The sequence below is a fragment of the Vibrio sp. J1-1 genome (assembly GCF_021728395.1).
In the GTDB taxonomy this organism is placed as follows: domain Bacteria; phylum Pseudomonadota; class Gammaproteobacteria; order Enterobacterales; family Vibrionaceae; genus Vibrio.
In genome coordinates this window covers 121,040-145,080 of sequence record NZ_JAKKCM010000010.1, presented here as the reverse complement: position 1 = coordinate 145,080, position 24,041 = coordinate 121,040, and the positions used below count along the sequence as shown (strand labels likewise).

Annotated in this window: 20 protein-coding genes; 5 read left to right on the top strand and 15 right to left on the bottom strand. The window is 44.5% G+C overall.

What is annotated here, in order from left to right:
* Positions 1–63 precede the first annotated feature (63 nt).
* The 3 genes from ileS to murJ form a co-directional block, all read right to left on the bottom strand.
* A complete protein-coding gene (ileS, locus tag L3V31_RS16475; RefSeq protein WP_237317480.1) occupies positions 64–2,907 on the bottom strand; it encodes an isoleucine--tRNA ligase in 2,844 nt (947 codons plus the stop codon).
* Between the two features lie 64 nt (positions 2,908–2,971).
* Complete coding sequence (gene ribF, locus L3V31_RS16470) at positions 2,972–3,907, bottom strand: bifunctional riboflavin kinase/FAD synthetase (protein ID WP_237317478.1); 936 nt, start codon at positions 3,905–3,907, stop codon at positions 2,972–2,974.
* 70 nt (positions 3,908–3,977) lie between these two features.
* A complete protein-coding gene (gene murJ, locus L3V31_RS16465; RefSeq protein WP_237317476.1) occupies positions 3,978–5,540 on the bottom strand; it encodes a murein biosynthesis integral membrane protein MurJ in 1,563 nt (520 codons plus the stop codon).
* Between the two features lie 294 nt (positions 5,541–5,834).
* On the opposite strand from murJ, the gene rpsT reads away from it, so the two are divergent.
* Entirely contained in the window at positions 5,835–6,095 is a 261-nt protein-coding gene (rpsT, locus tag L3V31_RS16460) for a 30S ribosomal protein S20 (protein ID WP_014230864.1), read from the top strand.
* A 198-nt stretch (positions 6,096–6,293) separates the two neighbouring features.
* Here rpsT and L3V31_RS16455 read toward each other — a convergent pair whose 3' ends face one another.
* Positions 6,294–6,590, bottom strand: a complete 297-nt coding sequence (locus L3V31_RS16455; RefSeq protein ID WP_237317474.1) for a metalloregulator ArsR/SmtB family transcription factor — start codon at positions 6,588–6,590, stop codon at positions 6,294–6,296.
* A gap of 296 nt (positions 6,591–6,886) precedes the next feature.
* The gene (gene nhaR / locus L3V31_RS16450; RefSeq protein ID WP_237317472.1) at positions 6,887–7,777 is read right to left on the bottom strand and encodes a transcriptional activator NhaR; all 891 of its coding nucleotides are present in this window, start codon (positions 7,775–7,777) and stop codon (positions 6,887–6,889) included.
* A gap of 379 nt (positions 7,778–8,156) precedes the next feature.
* On the opposite strand from nhaR, the gene L3V31_RS16445 reads away from it, so the two are divergent.
* Both L3V31_RS16445 and L3V31_RS16440 read left to right on the top strand, forming a co-directional pair.
* Positions 8,157–9,305 carry a Na/Pi symporter gene (locus L3V31_RS16445; protein ID WP_346014860.1) on the top strand — a complete coding sequence of 383 codons (1,149 nt, stop codon included), beginning with the start codon at positions 8,157–8,159 and terminating at the stop codon, positions 9,303–9,305.
* Between the two features lie 188 nt (positions 9,306–9,493).
* Positions 9,494–10,651, top strand: coding sequence for a flavohemoglobin expression-modulating QEGLA motif protein (locus tag L3V31_RS16440; RefSeq protein ID WP_237317532.1), 1,158 nt, complete (start codon positions 9,494–9,496; stop codon positions 10,649–10,651).
* A 63-nt stretch (positions 10,652–10,714) separates the two neighbouring features.
* On the opposite strand, the gene L3V31_RS16435 is transcribed toward L3V31_RS16440, so the two are convergent.
* From L3V31_RS16435 to rppH, 5 genes are read right to left on the bottom strand one after another with little or no spacing between them, the layout of a single operon-like run.
* Positions 10,715–11,566, bottom strand: a complete 852-nt coding sequence (locus L3V31_RS16435) for a thymidylate synthase (protein WP_237317470.1) — start codon at positions 11,564–11,566, stop codon at positions 10,715–10,717.
* A 9-nt stretch (positions 11,567–11,575) separates the two neighbouring features.
* Positions 11,576–12,397, bottom strand: coding sequence for a prolipoprotein diacylglyceryl transferase (lgt, locus tag L3V31_RS16430; protein WP_237317469.1), 822 nt, complete (start codon positions 12,395–12,397; stop codon positions 11,576–11,578).
* 39 nt (positions 12,398–12,436) lie between these two features.
* Positions 12,437–13,228 carry a sulfite exporter TauE/SafE family protein gene (locus tag L3V31_RS16425; RefSeq protein WP_237317467.1) on the bottom strand — a complete coding sequence of 264 codons (792 nt, stop codon included), beginning with the start codon at positions 13,226–13,228 and terminating at the stop codon, positions 12,437–12,439.
* Between the two features lie 9 nt (positions 13,229–13,237).
* On the bottom strand, positions 13,238–15,484 hold the full coding sequence (ptsP, locus tag L3V31_RS16420) for a phosphoenolpyruvate--protein phosphotransferase (protein ID WP_237317465.1): 2,247 nt from the start codon (positions 15,482–15,484) through the stop codon (positions 13,238–13,240).
* 2 nt (positions 15,485–15,486) lie between these two features.
* The gene (rppH, locus tag L3V31_RS16415; protein ID WP_005381953.1) at positions 15,487–16,008 is read right to left on the bottom strand and encodes an RNA pyrophosphohydrolase; all 522 of its coding nucleotides are present in this window, start codon (positions 16,006–16,008) and stop codon (positions 15,487–15,489) included.
* 618 nt (positions 16,009–16,626) lie between these two features.
* On the opposite strand from rppH, the gene mutH reads away from it, so the two are divergent.
* Entirely contained in the window at positions 16,627–17,307 is a 681-nt protein-coding gene (gene mutH, locus L3V31_RS16410) for a DNA mismatch repair endonuclease MutH (RefSeq protein WP_237317462.1), read from the top strand.
* Positions 17,308–17,323: 16 nt separating this feature from the next.
* Here the strand turns inward: mutH and L3V31_RS16405 are convergent, their stop codons facing one another.
* A complete protein-coding gene (locus L3V31_RS16405; protein WP_237317460.1) occupies positions 17,324–17,635 on the bottom strand; it encodes a DUF6482 family protein in 312 nt (103 codons plus the stop codon).
* Positions 17,636–17,788: 153 nt separating this feature from the next.
* Here L3V31_RS16405 and L3V31_RS16400 point away from each other — a divergent pair, with 153 nt between their 5' ends.
* Positions 17,789–18,823, top strand: coding sequence for an NADP(H)-dependent aldo-keto reductase (locus L3V31_RS16400; RefSeq protein ID WP_237317459.1), 1,035 nt, complete (start codon positions 17,789–17,791; stop codon positions 18,821–18,823).
* Between the two features lie 132 nt (positions 18,824–18,955).
* Here the strand turns inward: L3V31_RS16400 and L3V31_RS16395 are convergent, their stop codons facing one another.
* The 4 genes from L3V31_RS16395 to prfB all read right to left on the bottom strand — a co-directional run bounded on the left by L3V31_RS16395 (position 18,956) and on the right by prfB (position 23,984).
* Positions 18,956–19,207: a DUF1127 domain-containing protein gene (locus tag L3V31_RS16395; RefSeq protein ID WP_237317456.1), complete on the bottom strand. Its 252-nt coding sequence runs from the start codon at positions 19,205–19,207 to the stop codon at positions 18,956–18,958.
* 524 nt (positions 19,208–19,731) lie between these two features.
* On the bottom strand, positions 19,732–21,066 hold the full coding sequence (gene vpsR / locus L3V31_RS16390; protein ID WP_237317454.1) for a cyclic-di-GMP-binding transcriptional regulator VpsR: 1,335 nt from the start codon (positions 21,064–21,066) through the stop codon (positions 19,732–19,734).
* Between the two features lie 244 nt (positions 21,067–21,310).
* On the bottom strand, positions 21,311–22,843 hold the full coding sequence (gene lysS / locus L3V31_RS16385) for a lysine--tRNA ligase (protein ID WP_237317452.1): 1,533 nt from the start codon (positions 22,841–22,843) through the stop codon (positions 21,311–21,313).
* Between the two features lie 42 nt (positions 22,844–22,885).
* Positions 22,886–23,984, bottom strand: a protein-coding gene (gene prfB, locus L3V31_RS16380) for a peptide chain release factor 2 (protein WP_237317450.1) whose coding sequence is annotated in 2 segments (ribosomal slippage) — positions 22,886–23,908 and positions 23,910–23,984 — 1,098 coding nt in all. Because the reading frame shifts where the segments join, the coding sequence is not laid out codon by codon here.
* Between the last annotated feature and the right edge of the window lie 57 nt (positions 23,985–24,041).

Sequence of the window (24,041 nt, the reverse complement as noted above, 5' to 3'; positions counted from 1 at the left end):
AAATAACCCCAGTAGATACTGGGGCTATAGAATTGCGAAAAAGTTCAGTCGTCACTTTGCGAATTAAGCAAATTTACGTACTTCGCCTTCCCCTTCAACGTTTGACACACAACGACCACAGATTTTCTCGTGACCAGCGATGGTGCCTACGTCTGGAGTGTGGTGCCAACAACGGTCACACTTTTCAGCTTCTGTTGCTTTCACTTCAACGAACAAACCTTCGATATCAGTCGCTTGTGCTGCATCTGACTTCTCGCTAAGTGGCTTCACAGTAGCTGCTGAAGTAATTAGAACGAAACGTAGTTCATCTTCCAGCTTGTTGATTTTCGCCGCTAGCGCGTCATCAGCAAATAGCGTCAACTCAGCTTGCAGTGCACCACCGATAGTTTTCTCTGCACGTGCTGCTTCTAGTAGTTTGTTCACCGCACCACGAACTTTCTGGATTTCAGTCCAGAAGTCGTTGTTTAGCTCTTCACCTTCATTCAGGCCAAACAAGCCTTCGTACCATTCATCGCAAAGTACAAACTTCTCACGTTTACCTGGCATTTCATTCCAGATTTCGTCAGCCGTGAACGACATGATTGGCGCCATCCAGCGAACCAAAGCTTCTACGATGTAGTAAAGCGCAGTTTGACAGCTACGTTGCGCATGACCGCCACGTTTTGCTGTGTACTGACGGTCTTTAATTACGTCTAGGTAGAACGAGCCCATTTCGATTGAACAGAAGTGCATTAGACGCTGCATTACGGCATGCGTGTTGTACTCGCCGTACGCTTTCACGATCTCTTCTTGAGCGGCAAGTGCACGACCTACAGCCCAACGATCCAGAGCAACCATTTCGTCGGCTGGAACCAAGTCAGTTTCTGGATTGAAACCATTTAGGTTCGCTAGGAAGAAACGTGATGTGTTACGGATACGACGGTACGCATCTGCACTGCGTTTTAGGATTTCATCAGAAACCGCAACTTCACCAGTGTAGTCTGTAGAAGCAACCCATAGACGCAGGATATCTGCACCTAGTTTGTTGGTTACGTCTTTTGGCGCAACAACGTTACCGATAGATTTCGACATTTTACGGCCGTGACCGTCAACAACGAAGCCATGAGTCAGAACTTGTTTGTATGGCGCTTCGTCTTTCATCGCGATAGATGAAATCAGAGAAGACTGGAACCAACCACGGTGTTGGTCAGAACCTTCTAGGTATAAATCTGCGCTGTGGCCGTTGTACTCTTCACGAGCATCAACAACAGAGAAGTGCGTAACACCTGAATCAAACCAAACGTCTAACGTATCCAGTACTTTTTCGTACTGCTCTGCTTCGTCGCCTAGTAGTTCTGCTGCGTCTACATCCCACCAAGCCTGAATGCCTTTCTCTTCAACCAACTTCGCTACTTTTTCGATCAGTTCAAGCGTATTTGGATGAAGTTCTGCTGTCTCTTTATGTACGAACAGAGCGATTGGCACACCCCAAGTACGTTGACGAGAGATACACCACTCTGGGCGACCTTCAACCATACCTTCAATACGGCTTTGACCCCATTCAGGCATCCATTGAACACCTTTGATTGCTTCTAGTGCTTTTGCACGCAGGCCAGCTTGGTCCATAGATACGAACCACTGAGGTGTTGCACGGAAAATGATTGGAGTCTTATGACGCCAACAGTGTGGGTAGCTGTGCTCGTAAGCGTGGTGATGCAGTAGCGCGCCTTTTTCTTTTAGCGTTTCAACCACAGCATCGTTCGCTTTAAATACATGCTGACCAGCGAATAGCTCAGTATCTGGTAAGTAAACACCGTTTGAGCCCACTGGGTTTGCTACTTCTAGGTCGTATTTTTGACCAACTGCGAAGTCTTCCTGACCGTGGCCAGGCGCAGTGTGAACAACACCCGTACCTGAGTCAGTCGTAACGTGATCGCCAAGGATCGCCGGTACAGTGAAATCGTAGAATGGGTGTTGGAACTGAGAAAGCTCTAGATCCGCACCTTTAGCAAAGCCAAGGTTGTGGAAATGCTCGATACCAGCGCGATCCATTACGTCTTTCGCAAGTTCAGCCGCAACGATGATACGCTCTGGGTTACGTTCTGATGAATCATCACCTTCAACTTGGATTAGCACGTACTCAAGATCATCACGTAGACATACAGCGCGGTTTGCTGGCAGAGTCCAAGGTGTTGTTGTCCAGATAACAATAGAGATTTCACCCTTACCTTCATGACCTTCGGTCAGCTCAAACTTAGATAAAAGTGCCGCTTCGTCCGCAGTTTTAAAACGTACGTCGATAGACGGAGAAACTTTATCTTTGTATTCCACTTCTGCTTCAGCAAGAGCAGAACCACAATCTGTACACCAGTGAACAGGTTTGAAACCTTTTAGCAGATGACCTTTGCTCGCGATTTTACCAAGCGCACGAATAATGTTCGCTTCAGTATCAAAATCCATAGTGCGGTAAGGCTTGTCCCACTCACCCAAGATACCAAGACGCTTGAAGCTCTCTTTTTGACCTTCAACCTGGCCTGCTGCGTATTCACGACATTTTTCGCGGAATTCAGCTGCAGTCACTTTTTGGCCTGGTTTGCCTACTTTCTTCTCTACCATCAATTCGATAGGTAGACCGTGGCAGTCCCAGCCTGGGATGTAAGGTGCGTCAAAACCTGAAAGTGTTTTGGATTTAATAATAATGTCTTTAAGAATCTTGTTTAGTGCGTGACCAATGTGAATGTCACCATTTGCGTAAGGAGGGCCATCGTGCAGTACGAATGACTTTTTGCCTTTCTTAGCTTTACGGATTTCACCGTAAAGATCTTCTTTGTACCAACGCTTAAGCATTTCTGGCTCACGATTGGCCAGGTTGCCGCGCATTGGAAACCCTGTTTCAGGTAAGTTCAGGGTATCTTTATACTCACTCATCGATTCTTAATTCCGTTATATTGGGCGAAAATTAGACATTATGTTGAACGGTGGAATAAACCGCTCAACCCTTAAGCTGACGCAACCACACCCTTGCTGCCTCAGCATCCAATTCGATTTGTTGTTTAAGTGCTTCAAACGACTCAAACTTTTGCTCATCTCGAAGTTTGTGCAAAAGTTCCACTTCTAGTTGCTTTCCATACAAATTGGCATGAAAGTCAAATAAGTGTACTTCTAACTGTTGGCGAACGCCATTTACCGTTGGTCTTTGGCCTATGTTAGCCACGCCACCAATTGGCTTATTACCTATGCCTAGCGCTTGAACAACATACACTCCGGAAACCGGAGATACACATCGTTTCAATGGAATATTCGCGGTAGGAAAACCAATGGTCCTACCTAGCTTTCTTCCATGAGAAACACGACCGCTGATGCTGTAATTTCTTCCCAGCATCTCGTGTGCGGAGTGTAAGTCATCACGAGCTAGGGCTTCCCGAATAGCGGTACTGCTAACTCGTAATTGTTGTAAACAAAAGCTTTGGGTACTGACGACTTCAAAGCCGTACTTTTCCCCGGCTTCCTGCAACATGGCAAAGTTCCCGCTGCGGCCTTTACCAAAGCAGAAGTCATCACCAACGACAAGAAACTTAACACCCAAACGTTCTACCAACAAGTCACGGATAAACTCTTCCGCCGTCAAGCTGGCAAAATGTCGGTTAAAATTGACACACAGCAGTCGATCAATGTCGAGTTTACTTAACTGGACAAACTTATCGCGCAATCGTGTCAACCTTGCTGGTGCCTTGTCTTTAGCAAACAGCTCCATTGGTTGAGGTTCAAAGGTCATCACAACCGAAGGTAACGAAAGTTCCTTTGCCTGTTCAGACACTTGTTGCAACACTTGCTGATGACCTCTGTGGACACCATCGAAATTGCCAATAGTCAGAACACACCCATAGTGACGCGATGTGATATTGTGAATGCCTCTGATCAGTTCCATTGGATACTGCTTTTTGCCTCTGTTTTTACTTTGCACTGTGTCAAACTGACGGATTATATACTAATCACCCTTACTCTGTCCCAGCTTTTAGGTCTTTTAAGCGCACGCCTGTTAAAAATAGAACGACTAGGTAAACTGCCGCCCCTAAAGCGATCAACATTCCTAACACACCGCTGCGGTATGCGAAACTCCACTCGAGCCAGACAGACATGTCTTCCAGTTGCCACAAAATCACAGCGACCATCGCAACCCCGGCAACCATCAAGCGCGTAATAAATAAGACAGTGCGCTTAGTTATTTGATAAACCCCAGCTAAGTGCAAACCTCGGTATAGCAACACCATATTGACGAATGCAGATAAGGCTGTTGCGATAGCCAAGCCGACGTAGCCATAGAAATAAGCGAAGATCGCGTTGAACACCATATTGGTCACCATAGCTATGATGCCGTATTTCACAGGCGTTTTGGTATCCTGACGAGAGTAGTAGCCAGGCGCTAGCACCTTGATCAACATAAAGTTCAATAAGCCAGATGCGTAGGCAAAAAGAGAAAGTGAGGCTTGGTGTACGTCCTGTGGCGAAAACTCACCACGCATAAATAACACCATCAACATTGGTTTAGCCAACACCATCAATCCCAACATGGCTGGAATACCGAGTAGCGTGACCATGCGTACTCCCCAGTCCATGGTATGAGCAAACCCTTCGCTATGAGCGTCAACGTGTTTGCGAGAAAGTGCGGGTAGTATCACGGTTGCAATCGCGATACCAAACAGTCCAAGCGGAAACTCCAGCAAGCGGTCTGAGTAATACAGCCAACTAATTGACCCTGTCTGTAGAAAACTGGCAATAAAGGTATCAAACAACAAGTTGATCTGGCTGACTGACACACCAAACAAAGCTGGGATCATCAAGGTGCGTATCTTTACGACCCCCGGGGCACGCCAACCCCATTTAGGTTTGACCATCACGCCTGCTTTAATAAGGAAAGGGATTTGAAATAGGAACTGAACTAATCCGCCTAAGAAGACACCGATCGCAAGACCAATTTCAGGCTGTGACATCTGCGGCGAAATAAACCAAGCCGACAGTATGATCATCACGTTCAAAAATACGGGGGTAAACGACGAAACGGCAAATTTACCGAGTGTATTGAGGATAGCGCCAGAAAGTGCGACGAAAGTAATAAACCACAAGTAAGGGAACGTGATTTTGAGCAGCATACTGGCAAGCTCAAACTTTTCTGCGGATGGTCCACCATTCAGCCAATCTAAAAACCAGCCGAAGCCGAACAGTGCCGTGACAACGCCAGAGCCAAGTACGCCAAACAGCGTCACCACCGAAACGATGACCCCAAGAGTCCCCGCAGCTCGGGCGATGAGCTCCCGTGTTTTGTCCATATCTCCTTGAGCGTGGCTTTCGGTTAATACCGGAACAAATGCTTGAGAAAATGCACCTTCTGCAAACAAACGACGTAAGAAGTTTGGAATTTTATTAGCAAAGAAAAAGACGTCTGCGCTTGCTCCTGCCCCCATTAAATTCGCCACTACCACATCACGGACTAAGCCTAAAACGCGCGAAATAAGAGTCATAGCACTGACTATCATGCCTGACTTGAGTAGTCGTTTACTCACTGTAACCTCGGAATATCACTATAAGACAGCCAACCCTATACCGTTAAGCTCGTGGAGGCTCTAAATAGACGTCAAAAATTTATCCACCTATTGTTAGTTCTAAGTGGATAATTATTAGCATTGGTATAAAAATGCTGTTAGAATCCCCGCCATCTTAACCGCGATGACCTCTCTTACCAAAACTTGTTTTGGTTTAGAACGGTTTTTGCACAAATCATTTGACATTTAAGCGCAAATGAGGGATATTCCTCGCCCTTAAATTGTCACAGAACTAAGTTTTTGGGAGTTAGACCCTTGGCAAATAGTAAATCTGCTAAGAAGCGCGCTATCCAAGCTGAGAAACGTCGTCAGCACAATGCTAGCCGTCGCTCAATGATGCGTACTTACATGAAGAAAACTGTTGCTGCTATCGAAGCAGGCGACAAAGAAGCTGCAACTGCTGCATTCGCTGTAGTTACACCTATCCTAGACCGCATGGCAACTAAAGGCCTTATTCACAAGAATAAAGCAGCTCGCCATAAGTCTCGTTTTACTGCACAAATCAAAGCTCTTTAATAGAGTCCTGATTTTACAGTGAAGAAAAAACCGACTTTATGTCGGTTTTTTTATATCTGAAATTCGTCAAACTCGATAAAAAGATATTAAAAAAGCTGGCAGTGCCAGCTTTTCTTTTTCTGATGACCACAGTAAAGACGAACGTTACTTAGCGCACCTATTGTGTAATCATCACGTCATATTACTTAATCAAAGTGATTAACTGGCACAGTAAAGGCCGTGAAGAGTTTTGATTAGTGTTTTTACTTCATCACTCTTCAATGTGTAATACACCGTTTGCGCTTCTTTTCTTGTTGCCACTAACTCATCACGGCGCAACCAAGCAAGGTGCTGTGACAAAGCCGACTGGCTTAGCTCCAGTTTTGCACACAACTCTCCAACGGACAGTTCTTGGTTATGCAGCATACAAAGAATTTGTAAGCGTCTTTCGTTAGCCATCGCTTTAAGCAATACGACAGCTTTAGCGGAGTTTTTCTCCATGTCTTGTAAATTCATGTGTTGGACCTCTAGCTACAACTTACTTATTCCAACTCGGGCTAGCTAGTTGCGATGCAAAAATTCTCTCGTGACATCCAGATAAATAAAGAGAGTCTCAATATTGATAACTTTGCTGTAGGTTTTCGGTTGAAACTCAAATCAAATGCGCCTTAGCCACTAGCACTCATTTCCCCCAGTAGCGACACGCCAATTTACCTGTTCAAACCTAAGCTCAGAAGTTATTTAAGTCTCATTTACATTTATGGTTATATTTTTGTCGATAGTAATCTATTTAGTTGCGCAACGATACGTGTTTATTCAAACATTTGACTAAAATCAGCATCACAAACGTTCTTAACTGCGGGATGTTGAATCATGCGCTCAGCAAAAATAACATAATACTCTTCTTTTAAATCATCCACATGAGCAATTAGTTGTAACTTGCGGTCGTCTTCAACTTCGGACATGTACATCGTCGGAGCCAGAAGTATCACATCATCATGGTATCGTGCGAATGCTTTCATCAAGGCGACATCGTCAAACTCACCCAAAATATCAGGCTGCAAACCTTGTCGATCAAACCACTGAAGTACTTTACGCCCCATGGCAGTGCGACTAGCGGGAATCAACAGCTTCTTCTGTTCCAATATTTCGGGAAAGTTCACCTCTTCAATTTCAAAAGAAGCAAAGAAACTCATACTGCTTTCCCCGAGCTTTTTACTATAGAGACCAGGGCTTTGAGTAGAGTCAACTGGGCAGTCAGATAAGATCATGTCCAGTTTGTGTTGAGATAACCTTTCTAATAAAAGTTCATGGGTCGATTCATAACAGCGCAAATGGATACTGTTATCCTCAGGAACGGTTATCATGAGCACTTTACTAACTAGGCGTTTTGACAATGCATCAGCAACACCGACCTCAAACAAAATATTGGAGTGCTGGCTATAATTCACGATATCCAACATCTCATAACTCAAACCGAACATTCGGTCAGCGTATTTGAACACGAGTTGCCCTAGCTCTGTCGGTTCAACGGTTCGCCCATTTCGCTTGGTCAGTTTTCCCTTCATGCGCTCTTCAAACGCTTTAATCTGCCCTGTCACGGTTTGCGGCGTGAGGAAAAGCGCATCAGCAGCTTTAGTGACAGAGCCTTGTTTACAGACCATCCAGAAGTAGTAGAGATGATTATAATTTAGATGTGACATACCCATTTCCCGAAATGATGGTGATGTTTTTATATCAAATGTGACAGGGATAGACAATTAACTCGACAAAACCAACCCAAACAACATTTTTAGTTAGGTTTTACCGAATATTTAAGATTCATATTGTCATAAAACTTGAGATAAAACGCACTTTCGCAAAATTCCCCTCAACTAAACACTCTATAAGAAATACAGAAAACCACTTAAATAACAACCACTTATAAACACCAAAAAAGTTGCAAATTTGCAATTGTCAAAAATGACAATAAAAAACATCAACAGCCATCAATCTGTAATATTACTGAAATATTTCTTCTCTAACATCGCCCTCAGTTTCAACTAAAGACCCCAAAAGAACTGAAAGGTCACGGAGAAAATTATGATGAACCAAGCTACTTCAACAGCGGTGCCGATCTCGAGTACAACTCGCTGGTTACGCTGGGCTAACTTGGCATTCATGCTATACCTGCTTCTTCTAGCAGTATCTATGGTTGGTAGCGGCTTTAAATGGGCCACTGGCGATCAAGCCAAAGTACTGTTTGAATTTGCATCTCACCCCGTAGCTGGTCTTATGATCGGTCTAGTAGCAACCGCCCTAATCCAATCTTCTAGTACTGTAACTTCTATTATTGTGGGCTTAGTTGCAGGTGGACTGCCTGTGGAGACCGCTATTCCAATGGTAATGGGCGCTAACATTGGCACAACGGTCACCAATACACTGGTTTCACTAGGACACGTACGTTGTAAAGAAGAGTTCAAACGCGCTTTTGCTAGCGCGACGATCCATGACTTCTTTAACCTGCTTGCTGTGGTTATTTTCCTGCCTTTGGAAATGATGTTCGGCATCCTAGAAAAGATTTCTCATTGGCTTGTTTCACCATTGCTCGCAACCGGTGATATGAGCATCAAAGGCTTAAACTTCATTAAGCCGATGACTAAGCCTGTTGTTAGCGCAATCAAAGAGCCTCTTTCAACATTTGGTGACACTGTTGGTGGCGTGATGCTTATCATCCTTGGTATCGCAACTATCTTCGTTGCTATCACGGTGATGGGTAAACTGATGAAGAGCCTGATGGTCGGTCGTGCACGTGATATTCTTAAGAACGCGATTGGTCGTGGCCCTATCCACGGTATCGTTTCTGGCTCTATCGTAACGGTGCTTGTTCAGTCTTCTTCAACAACGACTAGCTTAATGGTTCCACTTGTGGGTACTGGCGTACTAAAAGTTCGTGATATCTACCCATTCACACTAGGTGCTAATATTGGTACATGTATCACAGCTCTTTTAGCAGCAACGGCAGTTTCTGGTGAGTTCGCGGTATTCGCACTACAAATTGCCCTGGTACACTTGGTATTCAACGTCGCAGCGACACTACTTATCTTTGGTATCCCGTTCCTGCGTGAGCTTCCACTGAAAGGCGCTGACATGATTTCAGAGATGGCAATTAAGAATAAAGCCGTTGTAGGTGGCTACCTAATGTCTGTATTCATTATTTTGCCAGGTGTAATTCTAGCTCTGACAGCATAATCAAAACGAAATACCATCGCATTGTTTTAGGCTCCACTACGTGGAGCCTTTTTTGTGCTCGCTAACTACATCTCCCTTTTGTCAAAGAGGCTTCGAATAGAAATTTTTGTTGTTCAATATACGTTCACGGTGATAATTTGAGCCATACACCTCAAATCAATCAAGATTCTGGTTGGTGTCGCCTTTATATGGAGTTAAACAGTATGGCTCAAACTCACGAACCGATTTCCAGCCAGCTATTAGCAATAGACGAACAACTAACCCAATTGGTTAGTGACATAGATATCCTCAGTAGCGTAAACCCTCTCAATTACGCACGAGAAAGAGAACGCTTCATCAACAACAAGTATTCTAAAGAGCCTAACTTTGAATACCAAAAGTCGCCTCTTGTCACTCATCAATCCAAACGTCTTTTGTATGAGTTACCATTAGAAAATATCAAGGATACACAGCTGCAAAAACTTTATGCGGATGTGATTCAATCTTATGCCGATAAGCTTGATCAGGTGGATACCATTGGTACCCAAGATTTCCTCTATAACTCCTTGCGTTACTACGGTGAGCCTAGTGCAAAAGATATCGCCAATGCACACTTCATCTTGCACCTACCAACGGAAGAAGAAAGCAAACCAGAGCATGACAGCCATTCTATTGCGCAGTTCATGGGAAGTTTTGCACATAAGCATGGCTATGATTGTGAAATACAGGTGCTTGATGGCATGCTAGCAAATGCCCTTGTATCTGGCCTACGAGTAAAAATAAACGGTGCTGCCTACATAACGACAGACGAGCTAGAAGCATTAGCACATCATGAGATGGGGGTGCATTTGTTGACAACCTTAAACGGCCGTAGACAACCTCTTAACGTCTTAAGTTTAGGTTGCCCTGCCAATACTAATACGCAGGAAGGTTTAGCTATTTTATGTGAGTACCTTTCTGGGCATTTCAGTATCAAGCGGTTACGAACATTGGCTCTGCGGGTACTGGCGGTGGAATCAATGATCAAAGAACGTGATTTCCGCCAGACGTTCAGGCTGCTTAAAGAGCAATACCACACTTCCGATACACAAGCATTCACCATTACTGCTCGTGTTTACCGAGGTGGTGGTCTAACAAAAGATTACTTATATCTACGTGGGTTCCGAGAAGTGCTCAACGCGTACGATAACTTGGGTGACGATTTTTCATTACTCTTGTGCGGTAAAACAGAGTTGAAATATTTCGATGTAATCCGCTCACTGGTGGATAAAGGGATCTTTACTCGACCGGAACTTATCAGCCCTGCACTGTCTCATCCACAGCAAACTGACCCGATACACAGATATATTGTCAGCGCTTTAAAATAACCCCTGTAGAACGAAAAAAGCTCCATTTAGGAGCTTTTTACAATTCAGAGCAGACTGCGCTGGTTACACAGAAAATGGGTAGCGAATTGGGTCATGGTGTTCGTAACCTTCAACCCAGAAGTCATCTAACGTTACCCACGTTTCTAAATCTTCCAGAGATTTGATTTCAGGATTGATGTGGAAAGTTGGCGCTTTAAGCGGCTCACGTTTCAGTTGCACATCACGCATCAATTCAAGCTGGTCTTCATAAATATGGGCATTGACAATTTTATGGTATGCCTGACCCGGTTTCTTACCCGTAATCTGCGCCATAATAGCTAAGAAAACATAGACTTGAACCATATTAAAGTTCAGGCCAAGCGGCACGTCACATGAGCGTTGTGTACTATTGAGATACAGAGTATCACCCAATAGTGAAAAGTGATGACTGTACATACACGGACGTAAACAACCCATATGGAATTCACCAGGATTGTAGAAGTTTAGGATCTCACCACGGTCATCAATACCGCGCGTTAGATCATCGACAATCTTACGTAATTGATCGATATGACCGCCATCAGGCTTGGCCCATGCACGACCTTGAACACCGTATACACGGCCCATGTCGTCTTCACCTTTGCGGTAAGGATTATTTAGCCATGCTTCATTCTGGTTGGCATTTGCATCCCAGGTTTTTGTACCCAGATTGCGAAAGTCTTCTGCATTATCATAACCACGGATGTAACCCAGTAGCTCCGCAACTGCGGCTTTCCAGAAGCTTTTACGTGTCGTCACTAAAGGAAATTGGTTGTTCGCAACATCGTAGGTCAAATCCGCGTTGATCACCGTCAGACAACGCTTGCCTGTACGTTCATTCTCAACCCAAACACCTTGGTCAACGATGCGTTGACACAAATCTAAATACTGTTTCACACCAATACCTTACTTCGTTTTAACTGGGGCTTTATCTTGGTAAAGACCACGTTTGTACGCCCAAACCATCATCAGGATTCCCAGCACGATCATCGGTGTAGACAGGATCTGTCCCATCGAAATAAAGTCACCAAACAGACCAAGCTGAGCATCCGGTTCGCGCACGAACTCTACTAGGAAACGGAATGTACCATATCCAGCTAAAAATAGCCCTGATACTGAACCGAGAGGACGCGGCTTTTTGATGAACCAGTTCAAAATGAAGAATAGAACCACACCTTCCAGCGCCATTTCATATAACTGGGATGGGTGACGCGGTAGAGGACCACCGTTAGGGAAGATAATCGCCCAAGGCACATCGGTCACACGTCCCCACAGTTCACTGTTCATGAAATTACCCAAGCGTCCCATTCCTAAGCCGAACGGCACAAGTGGGGCAATAAAGTCAGCCACGCCAAAGAAGGTGCGGCCGTTTTTGCGTGCGTACCAGAACATGGCAGCAATCACACCCAGCAAACCACCATGGAATGACATGCCGCCCGTCCAGACTTTAAAGAGGTATAAAGGATCGTCCAGGAACAGCTCAAAATTGTAGAAAATGACGTAACCAACTCGGCCACCAATCACTACGCCGAGGAAACCTGCAAACAATAGATCGGATACTTGTTCTCTCGTCCAGCCACTGTTCGGTTTGTCCGCACGGCGGTTCGCCAGCCATAAGGCAAAAATAAAGCCAACCAGATACATTAAGCCGTACCAGCGAATTGAGACAGGACCAATAGAGATTAAAACCGGATCAATATTGGGAAATTCAATGAATCCCTGAGACATAAATCATTCTCTTCTTATAACAAATAAATCGGATGAAATTTACAGCAGCATAGTCGCCGCAATAACAATCAAAAATACGGCAAAGACTTTTTTTAGTACTGCCGTAGGGAGACTGGTCGCCAACTTCGCACCAACTTTGGTGGTGAGCATCGACGTCATGGCAATCGCTAACAAAGCGGGAAGGTAGACATATCCAACGCTGTACGCTGGTAAATTATCAGCTTTGTAGCCGTGCAAAATAAAACCTATCATACCTGAAATAGCAATCACGCAGCCACAGACCGAAGAGGAGCCTACCGCTTTTCGCATCTCGATACCGTGCTTATTAAGGAAAGGAACTGACAGCGAACCTCCGCCAATTCCTGCCAAACTGGATACGACACCAATCCCAGCGCCATACATTACGGTAACCGGGCTACTCGGCATCGGTTTGGATTTCAGTACTTTTATTGAGCGAAACATTTGTACCGCAAGAAGCAACACGATCACACCAAAGAGTTTTGGCAAATAATGAGAGGGAATTAATTCCGCCAAGCTGGCACCAACAAAACCACCAATCACGACTCCAGGCATCAACCACTTGACCACAAACATATCGACATTACCTAGTTTCAGGTGATGCATGGCCGATGAGCCAGAGGTAATAATAATGCTCGCCAATGAAGTAGCGAGAGCAATATGCATGCTCAGTTCAGGCGAAATACCAGCATAAGGAAGAAGATACAGCAAAGCAGGTACCACAATTAACCCGCCGCCAATACCCAACAGCCCCGCCATGACACCGACAAACGCACCCAATACCAGCAATAACAAAAATAAAAAGACAGTCACAATTACCTACTACTTCTTGCCAGCCCGAATAAAGCCAGCGAATCCTTGTTGGATAAAGTAATCATGCATCATTTGATGAATTTCCTCTCCATATGAAAGTGTCATAGCTTGTTCCGCTAATTTTTTAAGCTCTTCTTGTTGGCTGTGACGAATCAAATACTTAACCTTAGCAACATTAGACGTGTTCATACTCAGACATGTATAGCCTAAGCCCAATAACAGGAGCGAACCAAACGGATCACCAGCTAGCTCACCACAGATGCAAACCGGCACGTGATATTGCTGACAAACGTCATGAATCTGCTTCAGCGCCAGTAACACGGCTGGGTGCATGGATTCATAGACATCAGAAACACGGGAATTGTTCCGGTCCACGGCTAATAAATACTGTGTTAAGTCATTGGTGCCGACTGAAACGAAGTCAACACGATGCGCGATGGTCGGTAACAAATACACCATCGAAGGTACTTCGATCATAACCCCGACTTTCGGAGCCTGAATACGATCATCAATTAAAACGGCTTCAGTATACGCCTGATTAATTAAGGTAACCGCATCATCCAACTCTTTCACACCGGAAATCATTGGTAATAAGATACTTAAGTTACCACTATCGGCGCTTGCTCTTAACATAGCGCGCAACTGGATAAGAAAAATATCCGGGTGATCTAAGGTAAAGCGGATGCCCCGCCAACCTAAAAATGGGTTGTCTTCATCAATGGGTAAATACGGTAGTGGTTTATCACCACCAATATCTAACGTACGCATTACCACACGCTGATGTGCGTAGCTGTTCAGTATCGCCTTGTATTGATGATACTGCTCATCTTCGGATGGAAAGTGATGCTGAAGTAAAAATGCGATTTCAGTTCGATATAACCCCACACCATCCACACCGGTATTGATCGCAATATTGCTGTCCGCACTGAGACCCGCATTGAGCATAACTTCAATCGGGTGATTATCTTGCGTAATCGCAGGTAGTGCGAGATCTTTGTTCACCATCGCTGTGAGCTCAGTCTCTTCGCTGACTAAACTGCGGTATTCACGCAATAACTGGCGGTTTGGCTCGAGGAAAATCTCTCCGGTATAGCCATCAACAATGCCCAACTTACCATTGACCACTTCCGTGTTGATGTTTGCGCCCATAACCGCAGGCACACCCAATGCACGAGATAGAATTGCCGCGTGAGAGTTTGCTCCCCCTTCTAGCGAAACAACCGCCAATAAGTGTTCTTTAGAAACAGAAGCAAGTAACGTAGCGGTAAGCTCATTCGCCACCATAATGACAGGTCGGTCAATGGCAGAATTCTCTTGCTCACTATTATGCAAGAAATAAAGCAACCTTTGACCGAGCTCTCTGATGTCCTGCGCTCGCTCGCGCATATACACATCAGACATCCGGGCAAAACGATTTGAATACGACTCCACAACTTGGCGCAACGCCCAATCAGCTCTATCGCCTTTCTCAATTTGTTTCTTTAGATCACCGCGCAACATCGGGTCGTTCAACAAGTGAGTAAATAAGTCAAAGATGGCTAACGCGTCTTTATTGATTTCGCTATCTAGCTTCTTACGCATTCGGCGGAAATCATTTAAGGCTCGTTCAATCGCTACCAGCAAGAGTTCATATTCTCGCTCTTTGTCTAACGTAGAAGCAGGAAAAACATCGGACAAGCTAGGTTGCGTGTTATCAAACCAGAACTCGCCAATCGCCACACCAGTAGACGCTGGTACGCCTTTAAGAACAGTAGGCTTAGAAGCTAACTGCCAATGGCCAAGACTTTGTGCGTGAGCAATCAATACCGCTAACTGAGCGGATAGCGTCACGAGGAATGACTCTTCCATCTCGCTGAACAAGCGCGGCGTTTTCTGTTGAATGACTAAAACACCCAATACTTGCTTGCGATGGATAACCGGAGTGGCAAGGAAGGAGTGGAAAATTTGTTCTCCGAGTTGAGGGAAAAATTTAAACTCGGGATGTTTGGAAGCTTCAGCAAGGTTGAGCGGCTCAGCACTGCGCTTAACTAACCCAACCAAGCCTTCATTGAAGTTGATATGGATACTATCACCTTCAAAAATCAGACCTTGAGTTGCCATTAACTCAAGGCGCTGCATCTCTTCATTAGCAAGATAAATAGTACAACACTCTGTGCGAAGGGCAGCACAAGTCTCTTTAACCAATATATCGAGGGCCAGATGCACATCGTCGACTCTGGAGACTTTTTCAACTATTTCCCTTAGCTGGCTGAGCATGACTATCCTCTACGTTGCTTTTTTCTTTTCCCTTTCGCTTTTCTTTCTCGAAAAGGCATGGCTAAAGAAGCAAACTCTTTCATCGCACGACGGTAAACATCTCGCTTGAAAGAAACAACTTGCCTAACCGGGTACCAATAACTTACCCACCGCCAACCATCAAATTCAGGGGATTTCCCACGTTGCATATTGATGCGAGATTCATCGCATTCCAATCGCAACAGAAACCATTTCTGTTTTTGGCCGATACAAACAGGCTTGGAGTCCCAACGCACCAGTCGCTTTGGTAGTTTATATCTTAACCAATGACGACTTGTTGCAATGATTTTAACGTCTTTTTTCGTTAAACCGACTTCTTCATATAACTCCCTGAACATTGCTTGCTCAGGTGTTTCACCTTCGTCAATTCCACCTTGTGGAAATTGCCATGAGTGTTGCCCGTATCGTTTAGCCCAGAAGACCTGACCATGGTTATTACATATCACAATACCAACATTCAGTCGGTAACCATCGCCATCTATCACTGGCTAACCTCTATGAATAATTTTTTATTACCGTGATTTTTCCACATATCCCCATGACTAGCAAACTTACTGATGTGATATGAGCAAGATTTATTACTTTTCCACCGTCATTGGATATCTTTTAGCCATAAAATACTTTATCAACACAAGAGTGAGACATTGCCCACATTTATTCACCTTTTCTGTGAATAACTTTGTGAAGAATTCGATAGTAAAAAATATTTCTGTTCAAAACAATTGCAAACCACATCGGCAATATTAATACACACTAAAAATAAATACATGATTAATATAATTTTTAATATAAATACGATGATTAAATGATCACGAACCAACTGATGATCTTTTCACCAAAAACAGATCGGTCAAAGATCCACCAACCTACAATTTATCCACACTCATCCAGCATGACTTCACGACATCATAATAAAATCAAGCCTAAAAACCGTTTAAAACCCCTGTTAATTCATCCAGCACCGACTTGGATCCAACCACTACCTTCCCCACCTGTGGATAAGTTATGAATTGATCATTCTCAATCCACCTCGATGAAATCTTAAACAGTGCTTTTTTGCGTAATTTGTTAGACTGTATGTTTTGAAATAATCCCCAATCATTATGAAACCAGAACCACAAACAGAATCGGAGCTCATGGAGCGTGCTCACGATATTGCCGGCCTAAGTTTTGCAGAACTCGCAGCAGAAGCCGATATGATCGTTCCTGAAAATTTAAAGAGGGATAAAGGTTGGGTGGGTCAGTTACTTGAGTGGCATTTAGGAGCGCCAGCAGGAAGCAAACCCCAACAAGATTTTTCCAAACTGGGGATCGAACTAAAAAGTATTCCGATTGGTTATTCGGGCAGACCGTTAGAAACCACTTTCGTCTGTGTCGCCCCTCTGACCGGCGTGCAAGGCCTTACCTGGGAAACAAGCCACGTACGAAACAAGCTCTCTCGTGTACTTTGGGTACCCGTTGAAGGGGAGCGAGAAATCCCCCTTGCAGAGCGCCGTGTAGGCAGCCCTTTAATTTGGTCACCCGATGAAGAAGAAGAGCGCATTCTACGTAATGACTGGGAAGAGTTAATGGAAATGATCGTATTGGGAAAATTTGATCAAATTTCCGCCAGACACGGAGAGGCGCTGCATCTACGACCAAAAGCAGCCAATGCCAAAGCACAAACAGAAGCTTACAGCTCAAATGGTAAGCCAATAAAAACTCTGCCCCGAGGTTTCTACCTCCGAACACAGTTTACTGAGCAAATTCTGTTAAAGCACTACATTAACGCCCAACCGGAGTAAGGCAATTCACCGAACTTTAGTGTGTGATGAGTGACAATTCAATATCGCAATATGAAGCAACCTCATCACTGCCGCACTCATCGTATGCATTGTGTAACCTCAGATATGCTTTGTCGACCCCTAACCTGAGCAGCTCTTCTTTCACCAATTCTAACGATCCGAAATGAATAGGTTCTTCGCCATCTTTGATCGGTTCTAGTTGGTGTTTGTATTCCACTGCTAGCAAATAGTCAGAGACATCAGAACACCCGATCACAAAGACCTTAGGCATTTTATAGCTGTCTTTGTGCTGACCATGTAACCACATGTCCAATTGATGTTTCTGCATGATTCACCTCCTTTACCACTTGTTCTAAGTGTAGTTACGGTATGAATAGCTTTCGAGTCATCGACACCATTAAACGTAAATCATTTGCGAGAGCGCCTAAAAATCCCCTATATTGGAAGAACTTATTAAGTCGGTAACTCTCAAGGAAGTGAAATGCAATACACCAAACTACCGCACTCATCGCTCGAGATAAGTAAGATTTGCCTCGGGACTATGACGTTCGGTGAACAAAATACAGAAAAAGAAGCGTTTGAGCAGCTCGACTTTGCCTTAGATCATGGGGTGAACTTCATCGATACCGCTGAGATGTACCCTGTGCCACCACAAGCATCGACACAAGGACTGACCGAGCAATACATTGGAAATTGGCTAGCAAAATCAGGCAAACGAGAAAAAGTCGTACTGGCAACAAAAGTCGCCGGACCAAGAAGCGTTCCTCATATTCGCGACAACATGAGCCTGAATCGTCGCAATATTCACGATGCCATTGATACAAGTCTTGAACGACTACAAACGGATTACATTGATCTATACCAATTGCATTGGCCACAACGTCAAACTAACTGCTTCGGACAACTGAATTACCCTTACCCAGACAAGCAAGAAGAAGTCACCTTGATCGAAACACTAGAAGCATTAACCGAGTTGGTTAACGCGGGTAAGGTTCGCTATATTGGTGTCTCAAATGAAACGCCTTGGGGCGTCATGTCACTGCTACGCTTAGCGGAAAAGCACGACTTGCCACGTATCGTTTCCATTCAAAACCCGTATAACCTACTCAACCGCAGCTTTGAAGTAGGCTTGTCTGAGATTAGCCACTACGAAGGTGTCCAACTACTGGCTTATTCCCCTCTAGCATTTGGTTGCCTGAGCGGTAAATACCTCAACGGAGCGAAGCCAGAAGGCGCTCGCTGTACTAAATGGGAGCGCTTTGCTCGTTACTTTACTCCTCAAGGTATTAAAGCAACCGAAGCGTATGTTAATCTGGCGAGAGAGTACGGTTTAGATCCAGCTCAAATGGCACTGGCATTCGTTAATCAGCGTCCGTTTGTCGCTTCAAATATAATTGGCGCCACTAACCTGGATCAGTTAAAAACCAACATTGATAGTATTGATCTCCAACTCAGTGAAGAACTGTTAACTGAGATTCAGGCAATTGGTACAACCTACTCCAATCCTTGCCCGTAAATGCAAACAGGCTGACCATCAAGGTCAGCCTGTCTCGTTCTATTGGGATTAACTCTTTCGAAGTTCTGTATCTATAGCGTGCTGAACGCGTGTCTCATTTGTAAAAATAGACTAAGCCCAACACGCTATAGATTACGTCGGTATTCGCGCAGTTAAAACACGACGAAGATGACGAGCTCGACGTTCTACTTTCACAGTATCGGGAACACTTGCGCGTGTAGAGCGACCTTCCGGATCCAGACCAATATCCTTCAATAAGTGCACATTAGTCCACGGAATATCATGAGCAGAGCGACGAACTTTTCGTTGCCATTCCTTTTCTTCACGTCTTAAGTCTGCTTTCAAAAGTAGAGTGGCAAGTTTCAAGTAAATAGAGTGACGCATAATAATTTTCTCCAATTATCGATAAAGGTCGACTGGGAAAAATAGTGCGCAGAGAAACAGATTGATCTGTGGTACTAAGCCGCCATCTTTCCGCAGCCTAGTAAAAAATAAGATAGGTTACGGGTTAATTTTTATCTCGTGAGCCAGTGGTATTGGTATCTGCCGATTTTAGAAGTGTCGGTGCGATAGAAATACGATCAGCGCAAGTCATGTTGTTATCAACGTAATGTTTCATCTTGCGCCTCCTAGCTAAAAAATTAATCCGTTTATGAAGTGATGTAACTCTTTGAGTTACGGTTAAATTGTAAGCTCTAGCGTTTATTTATCAAACAATTTTTTACCGTCAAGATAAAAAACAAATCAATAACCTGAATTCTAGTTGCATATGCTTTTTTGAATAACATATTCATCTAGGGAATATATGAATCTTCGAATTTTATAAATCATAAATATAGAAAGACAAGAGCGGCGCTTGGCCGCTCTTGTTATTTCAATCTACCTAAAATCAATTAAGACATATTTGCCTAGATAGTTTGGTCGGAAATTAAATTATGTTTATTGAGAAGACGGTACATCGTTGCACGCGAAACACCTAACTCCTTAGCGGCATTCGACACTTGGCCAGAGTGCGACTCCAGAACCACGAGCAATGCATCACGTTCACTCTTTTCGCGAATCGATTTCAAGCTTCGTTTGGAGTCATTGCGTTGAGGTAGATCTAAATGATGCTCGTCAATCACAACGCTGTCAGACATTAATACTGCACGTTTAACTTGATTCATCAGCTCGCGCACGTTGCCCGGCCAGAAGTAACGCGTCAGGGCTTTTAGGGCATCTTCAGAGAAGCTTTTCGCTTGCGAGTTGTACTCTTTTGAAAACTCTTGCAAGTAATAACGCGCCAATAACGCAATATCACTAGCACGCTCTTTCAGACTAGGAACACTAATTCGCAACACGTTAATGTAATGATAAAGCTCTTCGTTAAAGTCACCGTTAATCAGCGCTTTTTCTACATCGGATGAGTTCGCAGCAAGAATACGAACGTTAACACTTTTCACACCATCAGCAGTTTCCACTGTGCCTTCTTGCAAAAACCTCAACAAGTTCATTTGTTGTTGTTTAGAGATGGTAAGCACGTCACTAAACAGAACGGTACCACCATCAGCCTGTTCCAATAAGCTTGGGCCTACAGCACTGTTCGCAGCCATACCAAACACTTCAGCTTGGAACCTCTGCTCGTTCAAAGCTCGGCAATTAATCGACATAAACGGTTTGTGAGAACGGGAAGATACCTTATGAATCGCTCGGGCAACCGCTTCTTTTCCTGTACCGCTTTCTCCAGAAATAAGGATACTGACGTCTGTTGGGCCGATACGCTTCACCTGATCTCGCAAGCGTTTCATGGGGATTGATTCTCCCAATAGACCCATATCGAGACTGTTACCAAAACTTGGCCACACTTTCTTTTCTAATTTAAGCATACCAAGCTGGTGACCGATGGTGCTTAACAGTTGCGCGTCAGGAATTGGAGCTGTGAAAAAGTCGATACAAAAGTTGACGATAAACTGGCAGATAGTATCGGCACCTAGCTGCGACTCTCTAATGAACGCTAGCCAACGCACATGTTTATGAGAGCTCACTAAATTAGCCAAACCGTTTAAACTGAACTCATCATTACTGAGGTCGACGATACCAATACATGGACCAATATCTTCCAACAACGCATTAGCTTTACGTAAATCACCTACTTGATGACACTTCCAGCCGACTTGCTCCAATACTGATAACCAAGGCTCATACGTGCCGCCTACGACGACAAGCGACCCCGGAATGGAATCCATCTTAAACTGCCCAGCCATTCTCTAACCCTTATTATTTATTGTTGAAAAAATATGTGTGATAAGCCCATCTTTGCGAACGGGTAACATTATCGAGACTCCTACCGCCCAAGTCTGTCTCAATATTAAGACTATGCAATAGATTGAGTTTTGGCGAATGTTTATTTGCATATCTCATAAAGAATTAAATGCAATCATTTGAATTTGTTTAAATAAATGGCAAAAAAAAACCACCCGAAGGTGGTTTTGTATGTTCATCACTCGATTACGCTTGTGGACGCATCGCTGGGAACAGAATCACGTCACGAATTGTGTGCGTGTTGGTAAATAGCATTGCCAGACGGTCGATACCGATACCTTGACCTGCTGTTGGCGGAAGGCCGTGCTCTAGTGCAGTAATGTAATCTGCATCGTAGTACATCGCTTCGTCATCACCCGCGTCTTTCGCGTCAACTTGCGCTTTGAAGCGTGCGTCTTGGTCTTCTGCATCATTAAGCTCAGAGAAACCGTTCGCTACTTCACGACCACCGATAAAGAACTCGAAACGGTCAGTGAAGAATGGGTTGTCATCGCTACGACGCGCCAGTGGAGAGATGTCCGCTGGGTAGCCAGTAATGAACGTCGGTTGAATCAGTTGAGGCTCAGCGGTTTCACCAAAGATCTCTTCAAGTAGCTGGCCACACGTCCAAAATGTTTCCACGTCAACGTGTACTGATTTCGCAATCGCAACCATCTTCTCACGGTCTTGCAGATCCGCTTCAGTTAGCGCCTGGATTTCTGCGTGTTCTGGGTTGTAGTGTTTGATCGCATCAAACATGCTCATACGCGCGTAAGTACCGCCAAATTCAACGGTCTCTTCACCGTAAGGCATTGACGTTGAACCTAGAACTTCCATCGCTACCGTACTTAGCATTTCTTCAGTCAGATCCATCAGATCTTTGTAGTCAGCATAAGCTTGGTAGAATTCCATCATAGTGAATTCTGGGTTGTGACGAGGAGAAAGACCTTCGTTACGGAAGTTACGGTTGATTTCGAATACGCGATCAAAACCACCTACAACCAGACGCTTCAGGTACAGCTCAGGAGCAACACGTAGGAACATGTCGATGTCCAGAGCGTTGTGGTGAGTGATGAATGGACGTGCAGTCGCACCACCAGGAATCACGTGCATCATCGGCGTTTCCACTTCTAGGTAGCCTTTTGAGCTCATGAAGTTACGAATCGCAGACACTAGCTTAGAGCGAATGATGAACGCTTTACGTGAATCTTCGTTCACGATTAGGTCTACGTAACGCTGACGGTAACGCATTTCCTGGTCAGTCAGACCGTGGAATTTTTCTGGTAGAGGACGCAGCGCTTTAGTTAGCAGTTCGTACTCTTCCATGTTTACGTATAGGTCGCCTTTACCAGACTTGTGCAGCGCACCTTTCACACCGATGATGTCACCGATGTCTAAACCTTGGTATTTAGCTTTAAGCTCTTTCTGTACGTCTTTTGCAGCGTACGCTTGAATACGGCCAGAAGTCTCTTGAATTACTAGGAAAGGACCACGCTTAGCCATGATACGGCCAGCGATTGCAACAACGTGGTTAAGCTCTTCTAGCTCTTCCTTCGTCTTCTCACCGAACTCTTTTTGAAGGTCGCCCGCTAGTGCGTCACGACGGAAGTCGTTTGGGTGGCCGTTTGCTTTGCAGCTCTTACGGATCTCGTCCAGTTTCGCGCGGCGTTCAGCAATCAGCTTATTCTCTTCTTGTGTAGAGGCTTCTTGTGCGTTGTCGTTTTGAACAGCATCAGTCATTTTTCGATGTATCCTGTTTCGATTTGAGTGTCGGTGAAAAGCTTAAAGACCTGACTTCAGGCTAGCTTCAATAAATTTGTCTAGGTCGCCGTCAAGAACCGCCTGAGTGTTGCGGTTTTCAACGCCAGTGCGTAAATCTTTGATACGCGAGTCATCCAGTACGTAAGAACGGATCTGGCTGCCCCAACCGATGTCAGATTTCGCATCTTCATTTGCTTGCTTCTCTGCATTCTGTTTCTGAAGCTCAAGTTCAAACAGTTTTGCACGAAGCTGCTTCATTGCTTGATCTTTGTTCTTATGCTGAGAACGGTCATTCTGACACTGAACCACAGTGTTGGTCGGAACGTGGGTAATACGTACCGCAGATTCTGTGGTGTTAACGTGCTGACCACCCGCACCAGACGCTCGGTAAACGTCGATACGTAGGTCGGACGGGTTAATGTCGATATCAATGTTGTCATCAATCTCTGGGTAAACAAACGCAGAAGCAAATGAGGTATGACGACGGCCACCTGAATCAAATGGCGATTTACGAACTAAACGGTGAACGCCCGTTTCTGTGCGTAGCCAACCATAAGCGTACTCACCAGAAATACGAACTGTTGCAGATTTCAGACCTGCGACTTCACCTTCAGATACTTCGATTACTTCCGCTTTAAAGCCTTTAGCTTCAGCCCAACGTAAGTACATACGTAGCATCATGTTGGTCCAGTCTTGAGCTTCTGTACCGCCCGAGCCTGCTTGTAAATCGATGTAACAATCTGAGCTGTCGTGATCGCCAGCGAACATACGACGGAACTCAAGCTGCTCTAGCTTCTCTTCTAGCTCAGCAAGTTCTGGGTCGATTTCGTCAAACGTTTCTTGATCTTCTTCTTCAACTGCAAGTTCCAGAAGACCTTCAACATCTTCCACACCTTGCTCTAGTTGATCAATGGTTTCAACAACCGCTTCTAACGATGCTCGCTCTTTACCTAGTGCTTGCGCACGTTCAGGCTCGTTCCATACATCTGGTTGTTCTAGTTCTGCGTTTACTTCTTCTAGACGCTCTTTCTTAGCGTCATAGTCAAAGATACCCCCTCAGGACATTTGTGCGCTCAGACACGTCCTGTAGACGGTTTTTAATTGGATTGATTTCAAACATGTTTACTCAACATTTTAGAATAGAATTTAACCGAGGAATTCTACTGAAAAATGTGAC